This window comes from Bifidobacterium apicola (assembly GCF_042846865.1).
GTDB lineage: Bacteria > Actinomycetota > Actinomycetes > Actinomycetales > Bifidobacteriaceae > Bombiscardovia > Bombiscardovia apicola.
Window position 1 is genome coordinate 1,238,675 of the sequence record NZ_BAAFQQ010000001.1, and the last position, 17,728, is coordinate 1,256,402.

Sequence of the window (17,728 nt, forward strand, 5' to 3'; positions counted from 1 at the left end):
GTTCATGAACAGACATGGAAAGAAGGCCCTGGGGCTGCTCCTAGGGTGTGCAGCACTGGCATCGGGGTCGTTGCTGCCCCTTGCCGCCTCGGCTGAGGAGACAGAGAAGCCGCTGGTCCACTATTCCTTCAACGCTGCCCCCAATGGCCGGACCATAGCCAACGAGGGCTCTGACAGTCACAGTGACGCCACTCTGGAAGGTGAGGCTTCCGTCAAGGACGGCCGCCTGGTGCTGACCGGTACCCAGGACGTAGTCATTCCTACCGGAGCCTTGAAAGATAAGGAAGACCTTACCGTTTCGATCTGGTTGAAGAATGATTCCGGCTCCATGAATACTTCGGCAGTTTACATAGGGAACGCAGATACCACCAAAGGGTATTTCCTGCTCAACCCTTCCAACCCTGCGGGGCGGGTCAAGGCTGTAATGACCACGGCGACTGCAAGTAATCCCAACAAGTCCCCATGGAGCACCGAAGTGGGTCCGGGGTCCACTGGAGCTGCCACATCCGGCTCCAAATCCACTGATGACATGGCCTTGTACACCACAGTCATCAGCGGATCTACAGGCACGATGAGCTCCTATCTCAATGGCGCCCTGCTTGGGTCCTCCACCTACTCCATACCCCTGGGCGGTCTAGGTAATTACGGGGATCTGGTCGCCTACCTAGGCAAATCCTCATATCCCGATGCCAGGAGCAGGATCGAGGTCGATGATTACGCCATCTACGATCAGGCAATGGATTCCGATGGGGTCAAGGGGCTCTATACCAGCCAGGCCTTGGAGAAGATCATGCCGACTGTGACGGTTCCGGCTCAAGCGAGTGAAGACTTCAGCCTTCCTGCGGATCTTTCCGGCGTGCATCTGGAATGGACATCCGATTCATCGGCTTTGGCCGTGGACCGCGACGGGAAAGCCACAGTGACCAGGCCTCTTCCCGGGCAGCCGGATGCGCAGGTGACGCTGACGGCCACTTTCAGCCTGAACGGAGTCACCCGCACCAAGGCCTATCAGGTCCTGATCCCTCATCTTCCGAGCGACCAGGAGCAGGCGCAAGCCGATCTGGATGCCGTGGCCATCGAGAATGCCGATGATGTGCGAACCAATGTTTCCATACCTACGCTCGGGGAACATGGATCTTCCTTAATCTGGTCAGTCAAGAATCCGGGAGCGGTCGGCGCGGTGATCGTCGATGGCGTCAACGCTTCCTCAAAGACCGTGAAGGTCAACCGTCCTGCTGCCGGCAAGCCGGCTGCAACCGTAGTGCTGAGCCTGGAGGTCAGGCATGGTGACAGCAAGCTGGTCAAGGAGTTCACCCTTAAGGTGCAGCCCATGCCTGCCGACAACTCCAAGGACCAGGCCTATGTCTGGGCATTCTTCACCGGCGAGGGCGTCGGCGGCGAGAAGATCAGCCTGGCTGCGTCCAAGGGCAACAATGCACTGGACTGGAACACGCTGAACAACGGTTCTCCCCTCTTCACCTCCAGCAAGGGCGAGCAGGGGCTTCGCGATCCCTTCATCATGAGGTCGAAGGATGGCGACAAGTTCTACATGCTGGCTACCGATCTGAAAATCTCCGGACGCCCCAATGCTCCTGGAGGCCTGAGCGGTTTCATGGGTGCCCAGGCCAACGGATCCAAATACATCGAGATCTGGGAGTCGGATGATCTGACCCATTGGTCCCAGGAGCGGCATGTCAAGGTGAGCGACGACTATGCCGGCAACACCTGGGCACCTGAGGCCTATTACGACGCTGAGATCGGCAAGTACGTGGTCTACTGGGCATCCAACCTGTATCCGGGCACCGATCCGGCTGAAAGGACCTCGTTGACTTACAACCGGATGATGTATGTCACCACCGACGATTTCATCAACTTCTCCAAGCCCCAGGTCTGGATCGATGTAGACCGCAGGGGTCAGCCTGGCTCAGGATCCATTGATGCCACAGTGCAGAAGGATGGCGGCCTTTACTATCGCGTCTACAAGGACGAGAAGACCATGACGCTGCGTCAGGAGAAGTCCAAGGATCTTCTGGCCAAGGTTGCCGGATCCTATCCCACTGCTGCATCCAGCGATGCCAACGGCTGGTCCCTGGTCGGGGAACGCATCGGCGGCGGACAGGCCAACGGCTACGGCGGTACTTTCAGCGCTGGCGAAGGCCCATCCCTTTTCCGGGCGAACGACGGGGACATCAACGGATACCAGTACTACCTCTTTGCCGATCAGCCCAATTACCACGGTGGTCCTAACCACTATGTGCCGATGGCAACGAACGATATATCCAAGGCCGACCAATGGAAGGTGATCGGCGACAAGATGCCCGAGGTCAACTTCCCGACCAATACGGACGGCGGCAAGCCACGGCACGGCACTGTCCTGCCAGTGACCAGGGCTCAGTATCAAAAGGTCCTGGAGGCCTATGCGCCCCATGTGGCGGTCGTCTCGGTTCCGGCTATGTCGCTGGAGACCAAGGTCGGTCAGGATCCCACGCCGAATCTTCCTGCCGAGGTGGAGCTGACCAAGGCTGACGGAAGCAAGGAGCAGGTGAAGGTTGCTTGGGACGCTGTGGATCCGTCCTCCTACAGCCACCCCGGAACCTTCCGAGTGAGCGGAATCGCTGCGGATGCTTCTCGGATGCCCGTGGAGGTCACGGTCAAGGTCCTCTCCAATGACGCCAGCCTCAAGTCTCTGACCGTGGCCGGCCAACCAGTGGACCTGGCGCAGGCCTTGGCGGGTACTGCCACGCTGGCGCTCGCTGACTTGCCTGGACTGACTGAGGCTGACATCGCCGCTCTCGCCACGGATGATCAGGCTACTGTCGCCCTGACTTTGGACTCTTCTGGATCAGCTGAAAGGATGCTGACGATCACGGTCACAGCAGCCGATAAGGCCACCACAAGGACCTACAAGGTTAAACTGACCCAGATTCGCAGCGCCCAGCCTGTACCCGACAAGGACAACACTCAGAAGCCGGGGCATTCGTCATCCGGCAATCCATCCGGTACTGCGAACCCGCAGGCACAGGCTCGCCCGTCTCTCTCCGCCACAGGTGTGGACCTGTCAAAGGTTTCAGGTCTCCTGCTGGCGGCCAGCCTAGGGCTGGGCCTCATCGTCGTCTGCAGGTTCTTTGCCCGTCGGCAAGGGTCGGCATCAGCCATGGATGGAGATGAGCACAAGTGAAACGATGCGGAAGAATGATCGCCTGGATGATGGCGATTCCGACCGCCTTGGCCGGGTTGGCTCTCATTCCTGCAGCAGCGGGTGCCGCTGAGAGCCTGCCCACTGACGATTTGCTGGCCGAATACTCTTTCGTCAGCAAGCCATCAGATGGGCATACGGTCGCCAACACCGCCCCCGGGAGCGCCTTCGGCGAGGCCCAGGTGCAGAATCCGGCAGACAGTCTGTGGAAGGATCAATCCCTGGTCCTTTCCGGTGGGGACTGGAGCGGAGGGGGCAGCTGGGTTCGCCTGCCTGCGGATCTGCTTTCCGGCAAGTCTTCCGCTACCGTCCAGATGGAGGTCAAGGCGGATCCCGACATGCTGAAGAGCTTCCACTTCATGTGGAACATCGGCAACGCCTCCAACCAGGAATACCTGTTCAGCTCCCTCAACTGCGCCTTCGGACGCCAGCCCCTGGTAGGCATCAAGGCGAAGGGGACCGAGCATCTGGTCCAGTCGGGTTCTTGTGCGGTCCGGGCCAGCCAGTGGATGTCGGTGACGGCCACTTTGGACGGGTCGGACGGTATGGCCAAGCTCTATGTCGATGGCGAGGAGGTCGCCTCTGGCAAGGTTCCCGTCACCACTGCCGACATTGGCGACCAGAGCCTCAACACCATTGGCCACTCGCCTTGGAAGGATGTGAATTTCAAGGGCCAGGTGGCCAACTTCCGCGTCTACGGCAGGGCTCTGGACGCTGGACAAGTCAAGAGCATCAGCACTGTCGACGCCAACATCCACCGGAGCGAACTGGTGGACGGACGCATCGATGCCCTGGGCTTTCATGACCAGAGCGTGGACGGCGACTACCTGGCACTTCCCACAGCAGGAGGCACGGTAACCTGGTCCTCATCGGATCCTTCGATCATCACTGATGCAGGTATGGTCAACCAGCCGCCCTCCGGCGCTCAGGATCAAACGATAACCATGACGGCTACCACCACAGTGCGTGGATTGACCGGCAGCAAGAGCTACCGCATCACTGTCAAACCGAGCACGAAGACCAAGGCTGAAAGGCTGCAGGAGGCGGCTGACGGTTACGTTATCCCGCCCCTGATCGCCTCGGGCACCAAGCTTCCTGTGGCTCCGGATCATACGACTCTGCAGCTGAAGGCCGCTTCCGGCATCTCCATCCAAGATGGGGGCCTGGTCTCCATAGCTGGCGACAAGCCTGTCTCTGGACGGATCACTGCCACAATCACCGCTGCGGGAGTTGCCGAACCTGTTGTCAAAGACTTCGAGGTGAAAGTCCTTCCCAAATCGAAGGCCAGCACCCTCCTCGTCTACGACCGTAATGCGACCTCGGCGGATACAGCCAACAACGGCGATATCGCGCACAGCATGCATCTGGCCCTCAAGGATGAAGCTTCGGGGCGGTACCAGCCTTACAACGGCAACTATGGCATCTTCTTCCCGTTGGGTTACGCTTCGCAGCCCGTCAACCAGAACACCAGGGACTACGCGCGCAGCCTGAAGGATCCCACGATTTTCATGATGGGGGATGGCTCCTATGGGATCCTCTCCGTGCGCACCAACCGGGGGACGGATGTGCCGGACAGTCCTGGTCGCCTGCTCTTTGCCCGGTCCACTGATCTGCTTGCCTATGAGGAGTCCCCGAACTCCGCAGGCCTGATTGACCTGGGCGAAACCAACGGGGTCAACAATCCCTATGGGGCCTACGATACGGCGTCCAAGACCACCATGATCGGATGGTATGACGACAACGGAGTGCCCAAGTACACCAGTTTCGCTGAGCTCAAGGACAAGGATTCCGTGCATGGGCCCGTTCATGTCGGGCGGTTCGCCACAGTCGGCGGCAGCCAACCGGCGTCGGAGGTTCAGGGCATCGATGACTATCGCCATGGTTCGTCCATCGTCATTGACCAGGACCGTGTCAAGGCCCTGCAAACCCGATTCGGTCGTCTGACCAACACCGGCGTGGACGATATCAGCGACATCACCGTGACCAAGGGGAGTTCAGCAAACGGATTGAAGCTGCCGAAAACCGCTCGACTGACCTATTCCGACGGTTCCACGGGTTCACTGCCCATCAGAGACTGGGATACCTCGCATCTTGACTTGAACAAAGTCGGGGAATATGAGGTCACCGGCACGATCGGCCAGACCTCTTACAAGGTTCCTTTTGCTGAGGAGCGCGCTGATCCCTCCATCTACAAGTGGCAGTGGAAGCGGCAGGTTGACGGTCATGAACGGGTGGATACCAAATATCTCATGATCGCCACCAATGACATTGAAGGAGACTGCACCTGGCAGCATGGCAGTCCTCATATGCCCCTGCGGATAGCCGATGCCATCGCTGATCTGGCTGACACCCCTGGCCAGGATTCCGGGTTGATTGATGCCAACGGGTACAACGCCAAGGAACACATTATTCTTAAGGCAGGGGATCCTGATGCAGATGGGCAGCCGATCATGCACAGCTTCTGGGCGCCTGAGATTCACGAAATCAATGGCAGGTTGACGGTCCTGTTCATGGCGGGATACGGAAACCAATGGACCAATGGCAAGGCCGTCTATATGCAGCTCAAGCAGGATGCCGGAGGTCATGATCTCGATCCGACCGTCGCTTCCAACTGGGAGCGGCCGCGAGCCGTGACTCGTTCCGACGGGCGCCCCCTGGCCCTTGCCGCTGATGGAAGTGTCGGCATGTCCTTGGATATGAGCTACTTCCAGGATCAGAAGGGACAATCCTATTATGTCTGGCAGCAGTTGGGCGCCACCTATTTGGCCAGGATGAATCCTGCTGACCCTGCTCACGTCACCACCGACCCGGTGAGGATTGTCGCCCCGGATTACGCCTGGAACGCCACAATCGCCGAAGGGCCCAATGTAACCCTGCACCAGGGTAAGCTCTATCTCATGTATTCCGGTTCCTCGGTTGGCAAGACCTACACCACTGGCATGGCCGTGGCCGACGGATCGGGCAATACGGACCTGACCAATCCAGCCAGTTGGAGCAATCTCAACTACCCCATCCAGAATTCAGGCATTTTCAACGGGAAATGGCAGCTGGGCACGGGCCATGGCATGTGGAGCGAGGACGAGGACGGCAATCAGATCTACGTCTTCCATGCATACGCCAACAAGACGGATGGCTACCGCAACTATTCCGGCCGGGATACTTTCGTGCGCCGAGTCCATTGGGCAGCAGACGGTCTGCCCGTGCTGGACATGGATGCGAATGAAGAACTCGCCCACCCTGATGTGACAGTCCGGGTCAAGGTGGTTGATTCCACAGCCAAGGTCGACAAATCCGGCCTCTTCAATGCCTTGAAGAAGGCCGACGGTTTGGATCAGGACAAATATGAGTCCGGTTCCTGGCTGGCCTTCACTGCGGCTCGAATGCAGGCGCAGGCTGTCTATGACGATCCCAATGCCGACCAGGCTGCAGTGAATCAGGCTCTGAAGGGTCTTCAGGAGGCCGTCAAGGCCCTGGTTCCCCTCAGTAGACCGGGCGGAGACGGGACGCAGGCTGGCGGTCCGGGACAAGGCACCAGTCTGATCCCTGCCGTTGCCAGCGGACATGGTCGTCACGACCCTGGCCGTGATGCATCAGTCGGGGGCGGTGGTTTGTCCTCCACCGGGGCGGATATCGTCGGAGTGAGCCTGGCGGCCCTGCTCATGGTCTTGTTGGCCTTGACGGTGGCCATTCCGGTCAAAAGGTCGATGTCATCGTCGCTGACATAGGTCTGAGCTTGACCGGATTGGTGCCCCGCGGATGGAACAGATCATCTGCGGGGCACCATTTACATAGGCCGTGGAACCACCTACAAGGTGTTCACTGCACCTGCTGCTTCAGTGGGCGGATTCGGCGCCGGACACGTCCATGTCCTTGAGGCGCACGATCTTGGTGTGGTTGACGAACTTGAAGCCCAGGTAGAGGACCAAGACCAGAACCACGCTGAAGTAGGTCATGGCCATGTGCGACCAGTTCAGGCTGAGCAGGGAGGGGATGTCCTGTCCGGCAATGACGATGACGCAGAGCACCATGGCCAGGACCGGGCCCAGCGGGTAGAGCTTGGAGTGGTACTTGAGCTCGCTCAGGTCGTGCCCTTGGAGCTTGAAGGCCCTCCGGAAGCGGAAGTGGCTCAGGGCGATGCCGATCCAGGCGATGAACCCGGTCAGTCCAGTGGCAGTCACCAGCCACATGTAGAAGGACTGGCCGAAGATGCTGGAGGCGAAGGTGGCCAGGGACATGCAGACCGTGGCTACCAGGGCCGCCAGGGGGATGCCCCTCTTCGTGGTCTTGGCGAAGATGGCCGGAGCATAGTGATCCTTGGCCAGTCCGTAGAGCATGCGGCTGGATGCATAGGCCCCGGTGTTGACGGCCGAGAGGATGGATGTCAGCACCACCGCGTTCATGACGCTGGCTGCCGAGGCCAGGCCGGCCCGCTGGAAGACCAGGGTGAACGGCGACATGGCGATGTTTCCGTCAGAGGCTCCTAGGAGGTTGGGGCTGGTGTAGGGGATCAGGGCGGCGATGACGAAGATGGAGAGCACATAGAAGAGCAGGATCCGCCAGAAGACGTCGTTGATGGCCTTGGGAACCGCCTTGCCGGGGTTTTCGGACTCGCCGGCAGTCACGCCCACCACCTCGGTGCCTTGGAAGGAATAGCCGGCGATCAGGAAGACGCTCATGATGGCCGGGAACCCTCCTACGAAGGGGGCGTCCTTGTAAGTGAAGTTCTTCAGGCCGACCGCTGGCTGGAACATGATTCCGAAGATCATGGCCATGCCGATGACCAAAAAGACGATGATGGTGGCCACCTTGATCAGGGAGAGCCAGAACTCCGTCTCTCCGAAGGCGGAGACCGTCAGGGCGTTGATCAGGAAGACGATGACCAGGACCAGCAGGCTCCAGATCCATCCTGGGGTGTTGGGCAGCCAGTACTGGATCAGCAGGGCGGCGGTGGAGATGTCCACGGCACCCGAGATGGTCCAGTTCAGCCAGTAGTCCCAGCCCATGGCGAAGCCCAGGGCCGGATCCACGTAGCGTGCGCTGTAGGCGGCGAAGGATCCTGACACCGGCAGGTGGGTGGCCAGCTCTCCCAGGCTGGTCATGAGAAAGTAGACCATGACGCCCATGGCTATGTAGGCCAGAAGTCCACCGCCGGGGCCGGCTGTGGAAATGGTGGAGCCGGAGGTCATGAACAGTCCGGTGCCGATGCAGCCGCCCAGGGCGATCATCGAGATGTGGCGGGTCTTGAGGTTGCGCTTGACGCTGCCGTAGCCATGATGCTCTTGCCCGGCCCGGTCGGATTGATTGATGTTCGACGCTGCATTGCTGGTGTTCTGCGTCATGATCCTCCTCCTTTTGGCTGGGCGACGCACCGGGAAGTCCGGGGTCGTACTGAAATTGCGATTCCTGGTATGCCGGCTGGATGCCGGAAAGGTTCATATGGCCGGGTCCTTGAGCCGGTCCTCGAACGCTTAGGGAGTCTATGCCATTGGTGCGGCCTTCCGGCTCCCATGGTCACAATGTGTCATGTTAGCTGGCAAATCTTTCATAGCGATTCCAGATCCCCGCTCAAATCCATCTCCTTCAAGGGCACGATCCGGGTATGGTACCGGATCTTGTAGCCCAGATAGAGCGCAAGCACCAAGGGCACGCTGATGTAGGTGACGCCGATCTCCTGCCAGTTCCAGTTGACGAAGGCCTCGATGTTCTGCCCGCCGATGACTATGACGCATAGGACCAGAGCCAGGATAGGCCCCAGCGGGAAGAGCTTGGCATGGTATCGCAGCTCCTCAACCCGGTGGCCCTGGACCACCCAGGCGCGGCGGAAGCGGTAATGGCTCAGGGCGATGCCTATCCAGACGATGAATCCGGTCAGTCCCGAGGCGGCCACCAGCCACATGTAGATCCGCTGGCCGAAGATGCTGGCGGCAAAGGTAGCCAGGGAGACCACCAGGGTGGCGACCAGCGAGGCCATGGGTATGCCATGACGGGTGGTGTGCCCGAAGAAGGCCGGGGCGTAATGGTCCTTGGCAAGGGCGTAGAGCATTCGGGTCGAGGCGTAGACCCCTGAGTTGGCGGACGAGAGGACCGAGGTCAGGATGATGGTGTTCATGACGCTGGCCGCCGAGGCCAGGCCCGCCCGCTGGAAGACCAGGGTGAACGGCGACATGGCGATGTCCCCCTCGGCGGAGCTCAGCAGATTGGGGCTGGTGTAGGGGATCAGGGCGGCGATGACGAAGATGGAGAGCACATAGAAAAGCAGGATCCGCCAGAAGACATCGTTGATGGCCTTGGGAACCGCCTTGCCGGGGTTTTCGGACTCACCGGCAGTCACGCCGATCAGCTCAGTGCCCTGGAAGGAGAAGCCTGCAATCAGAAAGACGTTGAGAATGGCGGCGAATCCCCCCACGAAGGGGGCGTCCTTGTAGGTGAAATTGCTCAGGCCCACGGCTGGCTGGAACATGATTCCGCAGATCATGGCCAGACCGATGACCAGGAAGACGATCACCGTCACCACCTTGATCAGCGCGAGCCAGAACTCGGCCTCGCCAAAGGCCGACACGGTCAGGGCGTTGATCAGGAAGATGACCACTAGTACCAGCAGGCTCCAGAACCATCCTGGGGTGTTGGGCAGCCAGTACTGGATCAGCAGGGCGGCGGTGGAGATGTCCACAGCCACGGTGATGGCCCAGTTCAGCCAGTAGTTCCAGCCCATGGCGAAGCCCAGAGCCGGATCCACGTAGCGTGCGCTGTAGGCGGCGAAGGATCCTGACACCGGCAGGTGGGTGGCCAGCTCTCCCAGGCTGGTCATGAGGAAGTAGACCATGAGGCCCATGGCCGCGTAGGCCACCAGCGCGCCTCCTGGCCCTGCCTTGGCAATGGTGGAGCCGGAGGTCATGAACAGTCCGGTGCCGATGCAGCCGCCCAAGGCGATCATGGAGACGTGCCGGGTCTTGAGGTTGCGTTGGACTCGGTCGGTGGATGCGGAAGGGCTGTCCTTTCCGCCCTGCCTGGTCGCCATAACTGCTCTTTTCCTCGAACTGACCTGAGAGCCCTATGACGATGGTTCCGACCGGCTCCGTTCACACGGAAGCCAGGTGGCCTGCCTGTCTGTGACACTGCACATAGCGCTCCGCAACCTCGGGTTGCGACAGTCCCGGTCCTGTTCGGCCCGGGCCCAACGGGGCGGATGGGCGGATCCGAACCGTTTCGGCCGGACCTCCTTTCGCTGGGCATGCACAACACCGCACTGTCTGAACCCAGTTACTGATAGGTCCGGCGACCTCTTCAGTGGCTTTGCAATTACGGGTAAGCATAGAGTGATTCTCAGACAAGACTCAAACGGCTTCCCTGTCTTCGATGACGATTGGTGAGGTCTGCTTATATCACTGCCGCGCTCGCCTCTGGGTCAGCTGGCAGGCCACCAGGAGGACGATCAGCCAGATGGGCCCTGCGATAACGGCCACTCGGTAGCTGGACGAGAAGCACATGAGCACTATGATCATGGCCAGGAAGGCCAGGACAGCCCATGGGGTCACCCGGGCAAAGGGCAGCTTGAAGTGCAGTGCGTTCAGAGCGTTTTCGCCGGTCTTGCCCGCCAGGTCGCCGGGGCCCTCGCCACGGGCAACAGCACGCCGGAAGAGCATTTCGGTCACCATGATCATGGACCAGTTGATGATGGCCGAGATCGTGGCGATGCTCATCAGGTAGTTGAAGGCGAACTGCGGCCAGAGGAAGACCACGACCACGGCCAGGGCGATGATGCAGGCCGAGGTCAGCACTCCTGCATAGGGCACCCCTCCTTTGGACAGCCGCCCCAGATACTTGGGGGCATTGCCCTGCCGGGCCAGGGAGAAGAGCATGCGGGAGTTGGAGTAGAGGGCCGAGTTATAAACGCTCATGACCGCTGTCAGGCAGACAAAGTTGAGGATGCCTGCGGCTGCGTGGACTCCAACCGAGTCGAAGATCTGGACGAAGGGGCTGACGACCATGCCTTGCGCGTTGGGCTTGCCGATGGCATTCCAGGGAACAACGGCCATGATCACACCAAGCGTCAGGATATAGAAGACCAGGATCCTCCAGATGATGGCGTTGGTGGCCTTGGGGATGGTCCGACGGGGATCGGATGCCTCCCCGGCAGTGATGCCGATAAGCTCGGTGCCGCCGAAGCTGAACATGACCACTGCCAGCGACATAAGCAGACCGGTCCACTGGCCGTTGGACCCATGACGCATGAGTCCGTTGGGCAGGAATCCGCCGCCTACGGTGAACCAGTTGGCGAAGGATGCCCGCAGGCCGTTGGCTGTGGGCAGGGCCATGACCACGACGGCCAGGCCTCCGATGATCATCGCGATGATAGCCGCTATCTTGATGATGGCGAACCAAAACTCGAACTCGCCAAACTTGCTGACTCCCATCAGGTTGGCGGCCGTGATGACCACCAGGAAGAAGGCTGCAGAGACCCAGGCGGGTATTGCCGGGAACCAGAAGTTGACGAAGGTGCCTACCACGGAGAGCTCGACCATGGACACCAGCACGTAGTTCATCCAGTAGTTCCATCCCGATACAAAGCCCGCACGCTTGGACCAGTAGCGGGTGGCGTAGTAGCTGAAAGCGCCGGACTTGGGGTCTTCCACGCTCATTTCGCTCATGGCCCTGACGATCATGAAGATGGCCAAACCGCCTATCAGATAGGCGATGATGATGGCCGGCCCTGCTAATGAGATGGATTCCCCGGACCCGTAGAAGAGTCCCGTTCCGATGGCGCCGCCCAGCGAGATGAGCTGGATGTGCCTGTTCTTCAGGGTTTTGCGCAGGTCCTTGCCCTGCGACTCCTTGGGTTGATCCATGGGGATGCCATTCCTTAGATGGTGGTAGTTGTCAGCTGAATGTGGCCGGCTGACAGGGCCAACCCTATCGGAGCCGGTCCGAGCGGAATGACCACACCTTTGCATTGTGGAATAGAGGCGTCCGCCATATGAGACGGTCAATTCACAGAATGGTGACTGTCTGGTCCTACCATGGGCGTCGGTGCCTGCCGTCTGTTCCTGGTTATCGGCACCTCTATGGTATTGCTGTCCTACCGGCTTCGAAGGGCATCCCTTCCTGGTCGGCGATGATAGATAGGTTGCGAAGGCAAGGGGGTGCAGTCGGATGAACCGTACGGGCAATGGCCCTTCAGAGCAGCAGAATCAAGGTGACGGCACCTCGGCAGGCGACGGCATGGAACGCGGTCTGAGCAACCGCCATGTGCAGTTCATTGCCATCGGCGGCACCATCGGCACAGGGCTCTTCCTGGGGTCGGGCAAGTCCATCGCGCTGACCGGACCCTCCATCATCCTGGTCTACATCGGGGTGGGGCTGATCATGTACCTGCTCATGCGGGCCATTGGCGAGCTCATGTATCGCAGCCCTGTCCAGCACACCTTCATCGCCTTCATCAGCCGCTACCTGGGCCAGGGTTGGGGGTCCTTCGCCGGATGGTCCTACTGGATCGTGCTCATCCTGATCGGCATGTCCGAGCTGACTGCCGTGGGCACCTACTTCGTCACTTTCTTCGGTACCTTCGGCATTGATCTGAGCGCCTGGCGGGGGCTGATCGAGTTGTGCTTCCTGGCGGCCATGGTGTGCGTCAACCTGATTGCCGTGCGGGTCTTCGGGGAGACCGAGTTCTGGTTCTCCATGATCAAGATCACCCTGATCCTGGCCATGATTGCCACGGCCGTGGTCATGGTCATCACCGGATTCCACTATCCGGCGGTTCACATGCCGGGGCAGGATCGGATCAGCCCGGCCGGCCATGCGGGCCTGGACAACATCACCACCGACCTGAGCCTGGCGCCCAACGGGTGGATGGCCTTCTTCATGAGCTTCCAGATGGTCTTCTTCGCCTACGAGATGATTGAATTCGTGGGGGTGACCGTCTCCGAAACCCAGAATCCCCGCAAGGTCCTGCCCAAGGCCATCAACCAGATCATCCTGAGGGTGTTGATCTTCTATGTGGGCGCCCTGGTCGCCATCATGCTGATCGTGCCCTGGCGCTCCTTCCGCCCCAACGCCGACGGCAGCTTCACCTCGCCATTCGTCATGGTCTTCCGCTACGCCGGCGTCGACTGGGCGGCTGCCTTGGTCTTCTTCGTGGTCATCACGGCAGCCAGCTCCTCGCTGAACTCCTTGCTCTACTCCGCTGGCCGCAACCTTTTCCAGCTGGCCGCCGCCGGCCGCTCTCCAGTGATGCGCAGCCTGCATACGATTTCGCGCCGCGGCAAGGTGCCCGCCCGTGCCATCGTCCTGTCCGGAGTGCTGATCCTCTTATCTCCGGTGCTGCATCTGCTGCCCGGCTTTGAGGACACCTTCGTCCTGTTCACCTCCTGCTCCAGCGCAGTCATCATCTTCATCTACATCCTGACCCTGCTTGCTCACCGCCGCTACCGGACCAGCCCGGACTTCATGCCTGACGGGTTCATCATGCCGGCCTACCGGGTGACAGGAGCCGTTGCCATCACCTTCTTTGTCCTGATCTACCTCTCGCTCTTCCTGGCTCCCGACACCCGGTATCCGGCCATACTGGGATTGGCCTGGCTGTTGGTCTTCGGTGGCATCTGCCTGTGGAAGCATAGGGGCGAAACGACTCTGGCCGACTGAGTCAGGCTTGTGCGAGGGCGAATTATATGGCCTGTGGAGGCAATAAACAAGTCTGGTTTTCATATTGTGCTTGGGCTAGATTGATTTTCGGTAGTTGTCAAATCGACCTTCGTTGCTCTTAGGTTCGATGACGAGGCACTGACGAAGGAGATCATCGCCTATGGTTGCACAGGTTGGCAGGACAAGGGTTGCCAAGGTCGCTGGCTCCCTGTTCCCATGCCTGCTCCTAGCCCTGGTGTTCCTGGTTCTGCAGACCCCGCAGTCGGCCATGGCGGCGAGCGAAGCCACGGATTACGACAGTTGGGCCCAGGTGGCCAGCTCCGTGTCTCGCCAGCTGGACCGAGGGTGTGAGGACTATGCTCGTGGGGATCGCGCCGGAGCCGCCTCGCAATTCATGGGAGCCTACAACGTAGGTTACGTGGGCTCCGGATTCGTCTCAGTCGTGGGATCGACCTTAGGGCAGGACAGGCGCAACGCTCTGGACGGGCAGTTCCAGGCTCTGCAGAACCAGGCCTACGCCCCGGATGCCGGGCAGACCCTTACCCAAGGCAGTGAAAAGCTCAAGGCCGATCTGGCTGCTGCGGCCACCCAGCTGGATGCCACCGCAGGACTGGCCAATCCTCGTGCCTACGCCAAGGCTCAACAGGAGCAGATCAAGGCAGATCGTCGGCGGCTGGACGCAGCCAAGAAACATCGGAACAATGGCAAGGGCGACCGGACCTGGACCCAGGTGGCCCATGAGATGACGCCGATTCTCGATCAGGCGCTCGCCCAGGCCTCCAAGGGACAGGGCCAGGCGGGATCCGACCTTGTCAATAAGGCCTATTACCAGTATTACGAAAAGCTGGGCTTCGAGAAGAACGTCATGAATGCCATCAGCGGCAACAGGGTCTCGCAAGTGGAATACCAGTTCAAGGAGACCCGGATGGCCATGGTGGCGGGCAAGCCGGCCAAGACCCTGGTGAACGACCTTAAGAGCATGCTGATTGAAGACGCGGCCACTCTGGACGGAGGAGCCGCAGACCATGTCAACGGGTGGACGACCTTCCTGACATCCGCCTTCGGCCAGGCCTTTGTGGTCCTGCTGAGGGAGGGGCTGGAGGCCATCCTGGTGGTGGCGGCCATCATTGCCTACCTGGTCAAATCCGGCCATAAAGACAAGGTTCGGCACATCTACTGGGGCATTGCGGCGGGCCTCGTGGCCAGCGGGCTGGTGGCCCTGCTCTTCACCCTGCTCTTCAACGGGAATGGTCCTCAGCAGGAGATCCTGGAGGGTGTGGTGGCCCTGGTGGCCATGCTCATGCTGCTCTATACCAGCAACTGGATGCTGTCCAAGTCCTCTGTGGAATCCTGGAACCACTACATCCGAAGCCGGACAGTGGCGGCTATTTCGAAAGGCAGCGTTATTTCCCTGGCCCTGCTCTCCTTCCTGGCGGTCTTCAGGGAGGGGGCTGAGACGGTCATGTTCTACCAGGCCATCTTTGCCATGGCTCCTGGCGGCAGACGGGAGATCTGGACCGGTTTTGCGGCTGCCGCCGTGGTGCTGGTCATCGTCTTCGTGCTCATCCGCTTCACCTCGGTCAAGATCCCCATCCGACCCTTTTTCATCATCACCAGCCTGCTCATGGCGGTCATGGTGGTCATCTTCGCCGGGGGCGGCGTCCATGCCCTGATCGAGGGCGACCTGGTGCCGGCCACCTACCTGCCTGGGGTGCCCACCAGCGACTGGATCGGGCTGTATCCATACACGCAGACCATCGGCGCCCAGATCCTGGCGGCTCTGGTCGTGGTCGTGCTGGCAATTGTGTCGACCCGCCGCCTGCACAAGCAGGAGCGATCGCGGTCGAATCAGGACTCCGGCGGGTCTCCGTCGGCAGCCGTCCATCAGACGGAAGCCGATCAGGCCGTCGAAGGGGCTGTGCCCTCCGAGGTCACGGCATCTATGCAAACACTAAAGAGCGAAGGACAATCATGAAGAAGAGACAATTGACCGCCTTGGTCGCGCTGGTGCTCTCAGGCACCCTGGCCCTGGCGGGGTGCGGCTCCAGCGGGTCAGGCACCCGTGAAGCTCCCGCGCCTGAGGCTTCCAGCAGCTCCCAGTCTGATGGCAAGGGGGCCGGGTTCGAGGAGATCCCCATCCCGCCCGACGATCAGCAGAAGGGCCCCCTGAACATTGGCACGGTCTTCTTCCAGCCCATCGATATGGAGCCAGCATCCATGGGTCTGAAGGCTGCCGATGCCAGCCTGCATCTGGAGGCTGATATCCACGCCCTGGCCAACAACAACCTGGGCTATGCCAAGGGTGAGTTCGTTCCGGATCTGACCGTCAACTACACTATCCAGAACAAGGATGATCCCAACGACAAGCAGTCCGGCACCTTCATGCAGATGAACGCCTCGGATGGCCCGCATTACGGAGCCAACATCAAGATGGAGAAGGCTGGATCCTACAAGCTGACCTATTCCATCGACTCTCCTGAGAAGAAGGGCTGGATGCTGCACGTCGACCCGGAGACCGGTGTGAAGGGGCACTTCTGGACCGAGCCCATCGTGGTCAGCTGGGACTGGGACTACACGCCCCACCAGTGGTAAGCTGCTATGCACCATGCTTGAGCAATTTGTCACGGTCTTGCCGGGGACGCTGGCTCCGGCCCTCCTGGTCATGGTTTTCAGCGTGCTTCTGGGGGTGGGTGAGGGCCGTGATCGGCCCCGTTCCGCCTCTTGGCGGCTGATCGGCCTGGGGGTCGGCGTGCTGGGGGCGCTGGTTTTTGCTCTCCTGCGCGCCACCGTGATCATTAATCGGCGAACCATGGTCAACTACCCGACCCTGGTAGCCTGCGTTCTGACCGATCTGGCGGCTATTGCGGTGGTGCTGGCCGCCGACCGGCTGGTTTCAGACTGGCATCGCCGCCCCTGGGCCATGGATCTGGCCAACGCCCTGGCGGCCCTGGCCATAGCCCTGACCACCTTCCGTGCCCTGCCCGATGTCATCCTGCAGCTTACGGCCTTTGTGGAGCCGGGGGAGCCGGTGATGACCTCGGCCATGCTTTTGAGGGCCTTGGGCTTCCTGCTCGGTCTGGCTGCCGCTGTGATAGTGGCTGCCATTCTGAGGACCATGCATACCTCCTGTTCCCGAATTGCCTTCCGTCTGGCCGCCCTGCTCATGGTGGTCCTGCTGCTGGTCCGGCACGGCGTAGCCCTGGTGGCCCTGATGCAGACCACCGGCCTGGTTCTTCTCCACGGCTGGGCCTTCCGGGTCATGGCCCTGGGATACAACGCCGATCTGATCCTGGTTCTTGCCCAGGTTCTGGTCTTCATCATTCCTGTCATCGCCTGCTTGGTTGCAGGCTGGCACATGCCGGTGACCGGAGCCTCCACAGCTGACGACCGCAGCCACCGGGCCTTCCGCCGACGGGCCCTGGCATCAGCGGTCTGGAGCCTGGTGGCCATGATCGGTGTCACCCTGGCCCTGACGGTGGGTACCGCCAAGGCCCACCAGGTGCCTGTGCTCTCGCCTCCGGAGCGGTATTCCTTGACCTCTGATACAGCCACCATTCGTTTCTCCCAGGTGGAGGATGGCCACCTGCATCGATTCAGCTACCGGGCCAAGGACGGCACCGAGATGCGTTTTATCATCATCCGCAAGAATGGCGCAGCCTACGGGGTCGGGCTGGATGCCTGCGAGAACTGCGGGGATGCGGGCTATTACGAAAAAGACGGCAAGATCATCTGCAAGAAGTGCGACGTGGCCATCAACCTGGCCACCATCGGGTTCAAGGGCGGGTGCAATCCCGTACCCCTGCCATACAAAACCGGCCGGGGCGCCATACTGATCAGTACCGCCGACCTGGATGCTCTGTCCTCGCACTTCAAGAGCTGAAAAAGGGAAGG

The 17,728-nt window shown here is 60.5% G+C and carries 9 protein-coding genes and 1 riboswitch; of the genes, 6 read left to right on the forward strand and 3 right to left on the reverse strand.

Features of this window, described 5'->3' with window-relative positions; translation table 11 throughout:
* Positions 1–4 precede the first annotated feature (4 nt).
* Together ACGG9J_RS05050 and ACGG9J_RS05055 are read left to right on the forward strand one after the other, a co-directional pair.
* Positions 5–3,178 carry an immunoglobulin-like domain-containing protein gene (locus tag ACGG9J_RS05050; protein ID WP_390134195.1) on the forward strand — a complete coding sequence of 1,058 codons (3,174 nt, stop codon included), beginning with the start codon at positions 5–7 and terminating at the stop codon, positions 3,176–3,178.
* 26 nt (positions 3,179–3,204) lie between these two features.
* A complete protein-coding gene (locus ACGG9J_RS05055) occupies positions 3,205–6,921 on the forward strand; it encodes a family 43 glycosylhydrolase (RefSeq protein ID WP_390134197.1) in 3,717 nt (1,238 codons plus the stop codon).
* Positions 6,922–7,029: 108 nt separating this feature from the next.
* Here ACGG9J_RS05055 and ACGG9J_RS05060 read toward each other — a convergent pair whose 3' ends face one another.
* From ACGG9J_RS05060 to ACGG9J_RS05070, 3 genes are all read right to left on the reverse strand, one after another.
* Positions 7,030–8,535, reverse strand: a complete 1,506-nt coding sequence (locus ACGG9J_RS05060) for an amino acid permease (protein ID WP_390134199.1) — start codon at positions 8,533–8,535, stop codon at positions 7,030–7,032.
* 203 nt (positions 8,536–8,738) lie between these two features.
* Entirely contained in the window at positions 8,739–10,214 is a 1,476-nt protein-coding gene (locus ACGG9J_RS05065) for an amino acid permease (protein WP_390134201.1), read from the reverse strand.
* Between the two features lie 96 nt (positions 10,215–10,310).
* Positions 10,311–10,489: riboswitch (Lysine riboswitch) on the reverse strand.
* Positions 10,490–10,578: 89 nt separating this feature from the next.
* On the reverse strand, positions 10,579–12,042 hold the full coding sequence (locus tag ACGG9J_RS05070) for an amino acid permease (RefSeq protein WP_390134203.1): 1,464 nt from the start codon (positions 12,040–12,042) through the stop codon (positions 10,579–10,581).
* A 304-nt stretch (positions 12,043–12,346) separates the two neighbouring features.
* On the opposite strand from ACGG9J_RS05070, the gene ACGG9J_RS05075 reads away from it, so the two are divergent.
* The 4 genes from ACGG9J_RS05075 (at position 12,347) to ACGG9J_RS05090 (ending at position 17,717) form a co-directional block, all read left to right on the forward strand.
* Positions 12,347–13,837, forward strand: a complete 1,491-nt coding sequence (locus ACGG9J_RS05075) for an amino acid permease (RefSeq protein WP_390134205.1) — start codon at positions 12,347–12,349, stop codon at positions 13,835–13,837.
* 160 nt (positions 13,838–13,997) lie between these two features.
* Positions 13,998–15,812: an FTR1 family iron permease gene (locus tag ACGG9J_RS05080; RefSeq protein WP_390134208.1), complete on the forward strand. Its 1,815-nt coding sequence runs from the start codon at positions 13,998–14,000 to the stop codon at positions 15,810–15,812.
* Positions 15,809–16,429, forward strand: a complete 621-nt coding sequence (locus tag ACGG9J_RS05085; protein ID WP_390134210.1) for an iron transporter — start codon at positions 15,809–15,811, stop codon at positions 16,427–16,429. The genes ACGG9J_RS05080 and ACGG9J_RS05085 overlap by 4 nt, the downstream gene beginning before the upstream one ends.
* Before the next feature lie 13 nt (positions 16,430–16,442).
* A complete protein-coding gene (locus ACGG9J_RS05090) occupies positions 16,443–17,717 on the forward strand; it encodes a Fe-S-containing protein (RefSeq protein WP_390134212.1) in 1,275 nt (424 codons plus the stop codon).
* Positions 17,718–17,728 lie beyond the last annotated feature (11 nt).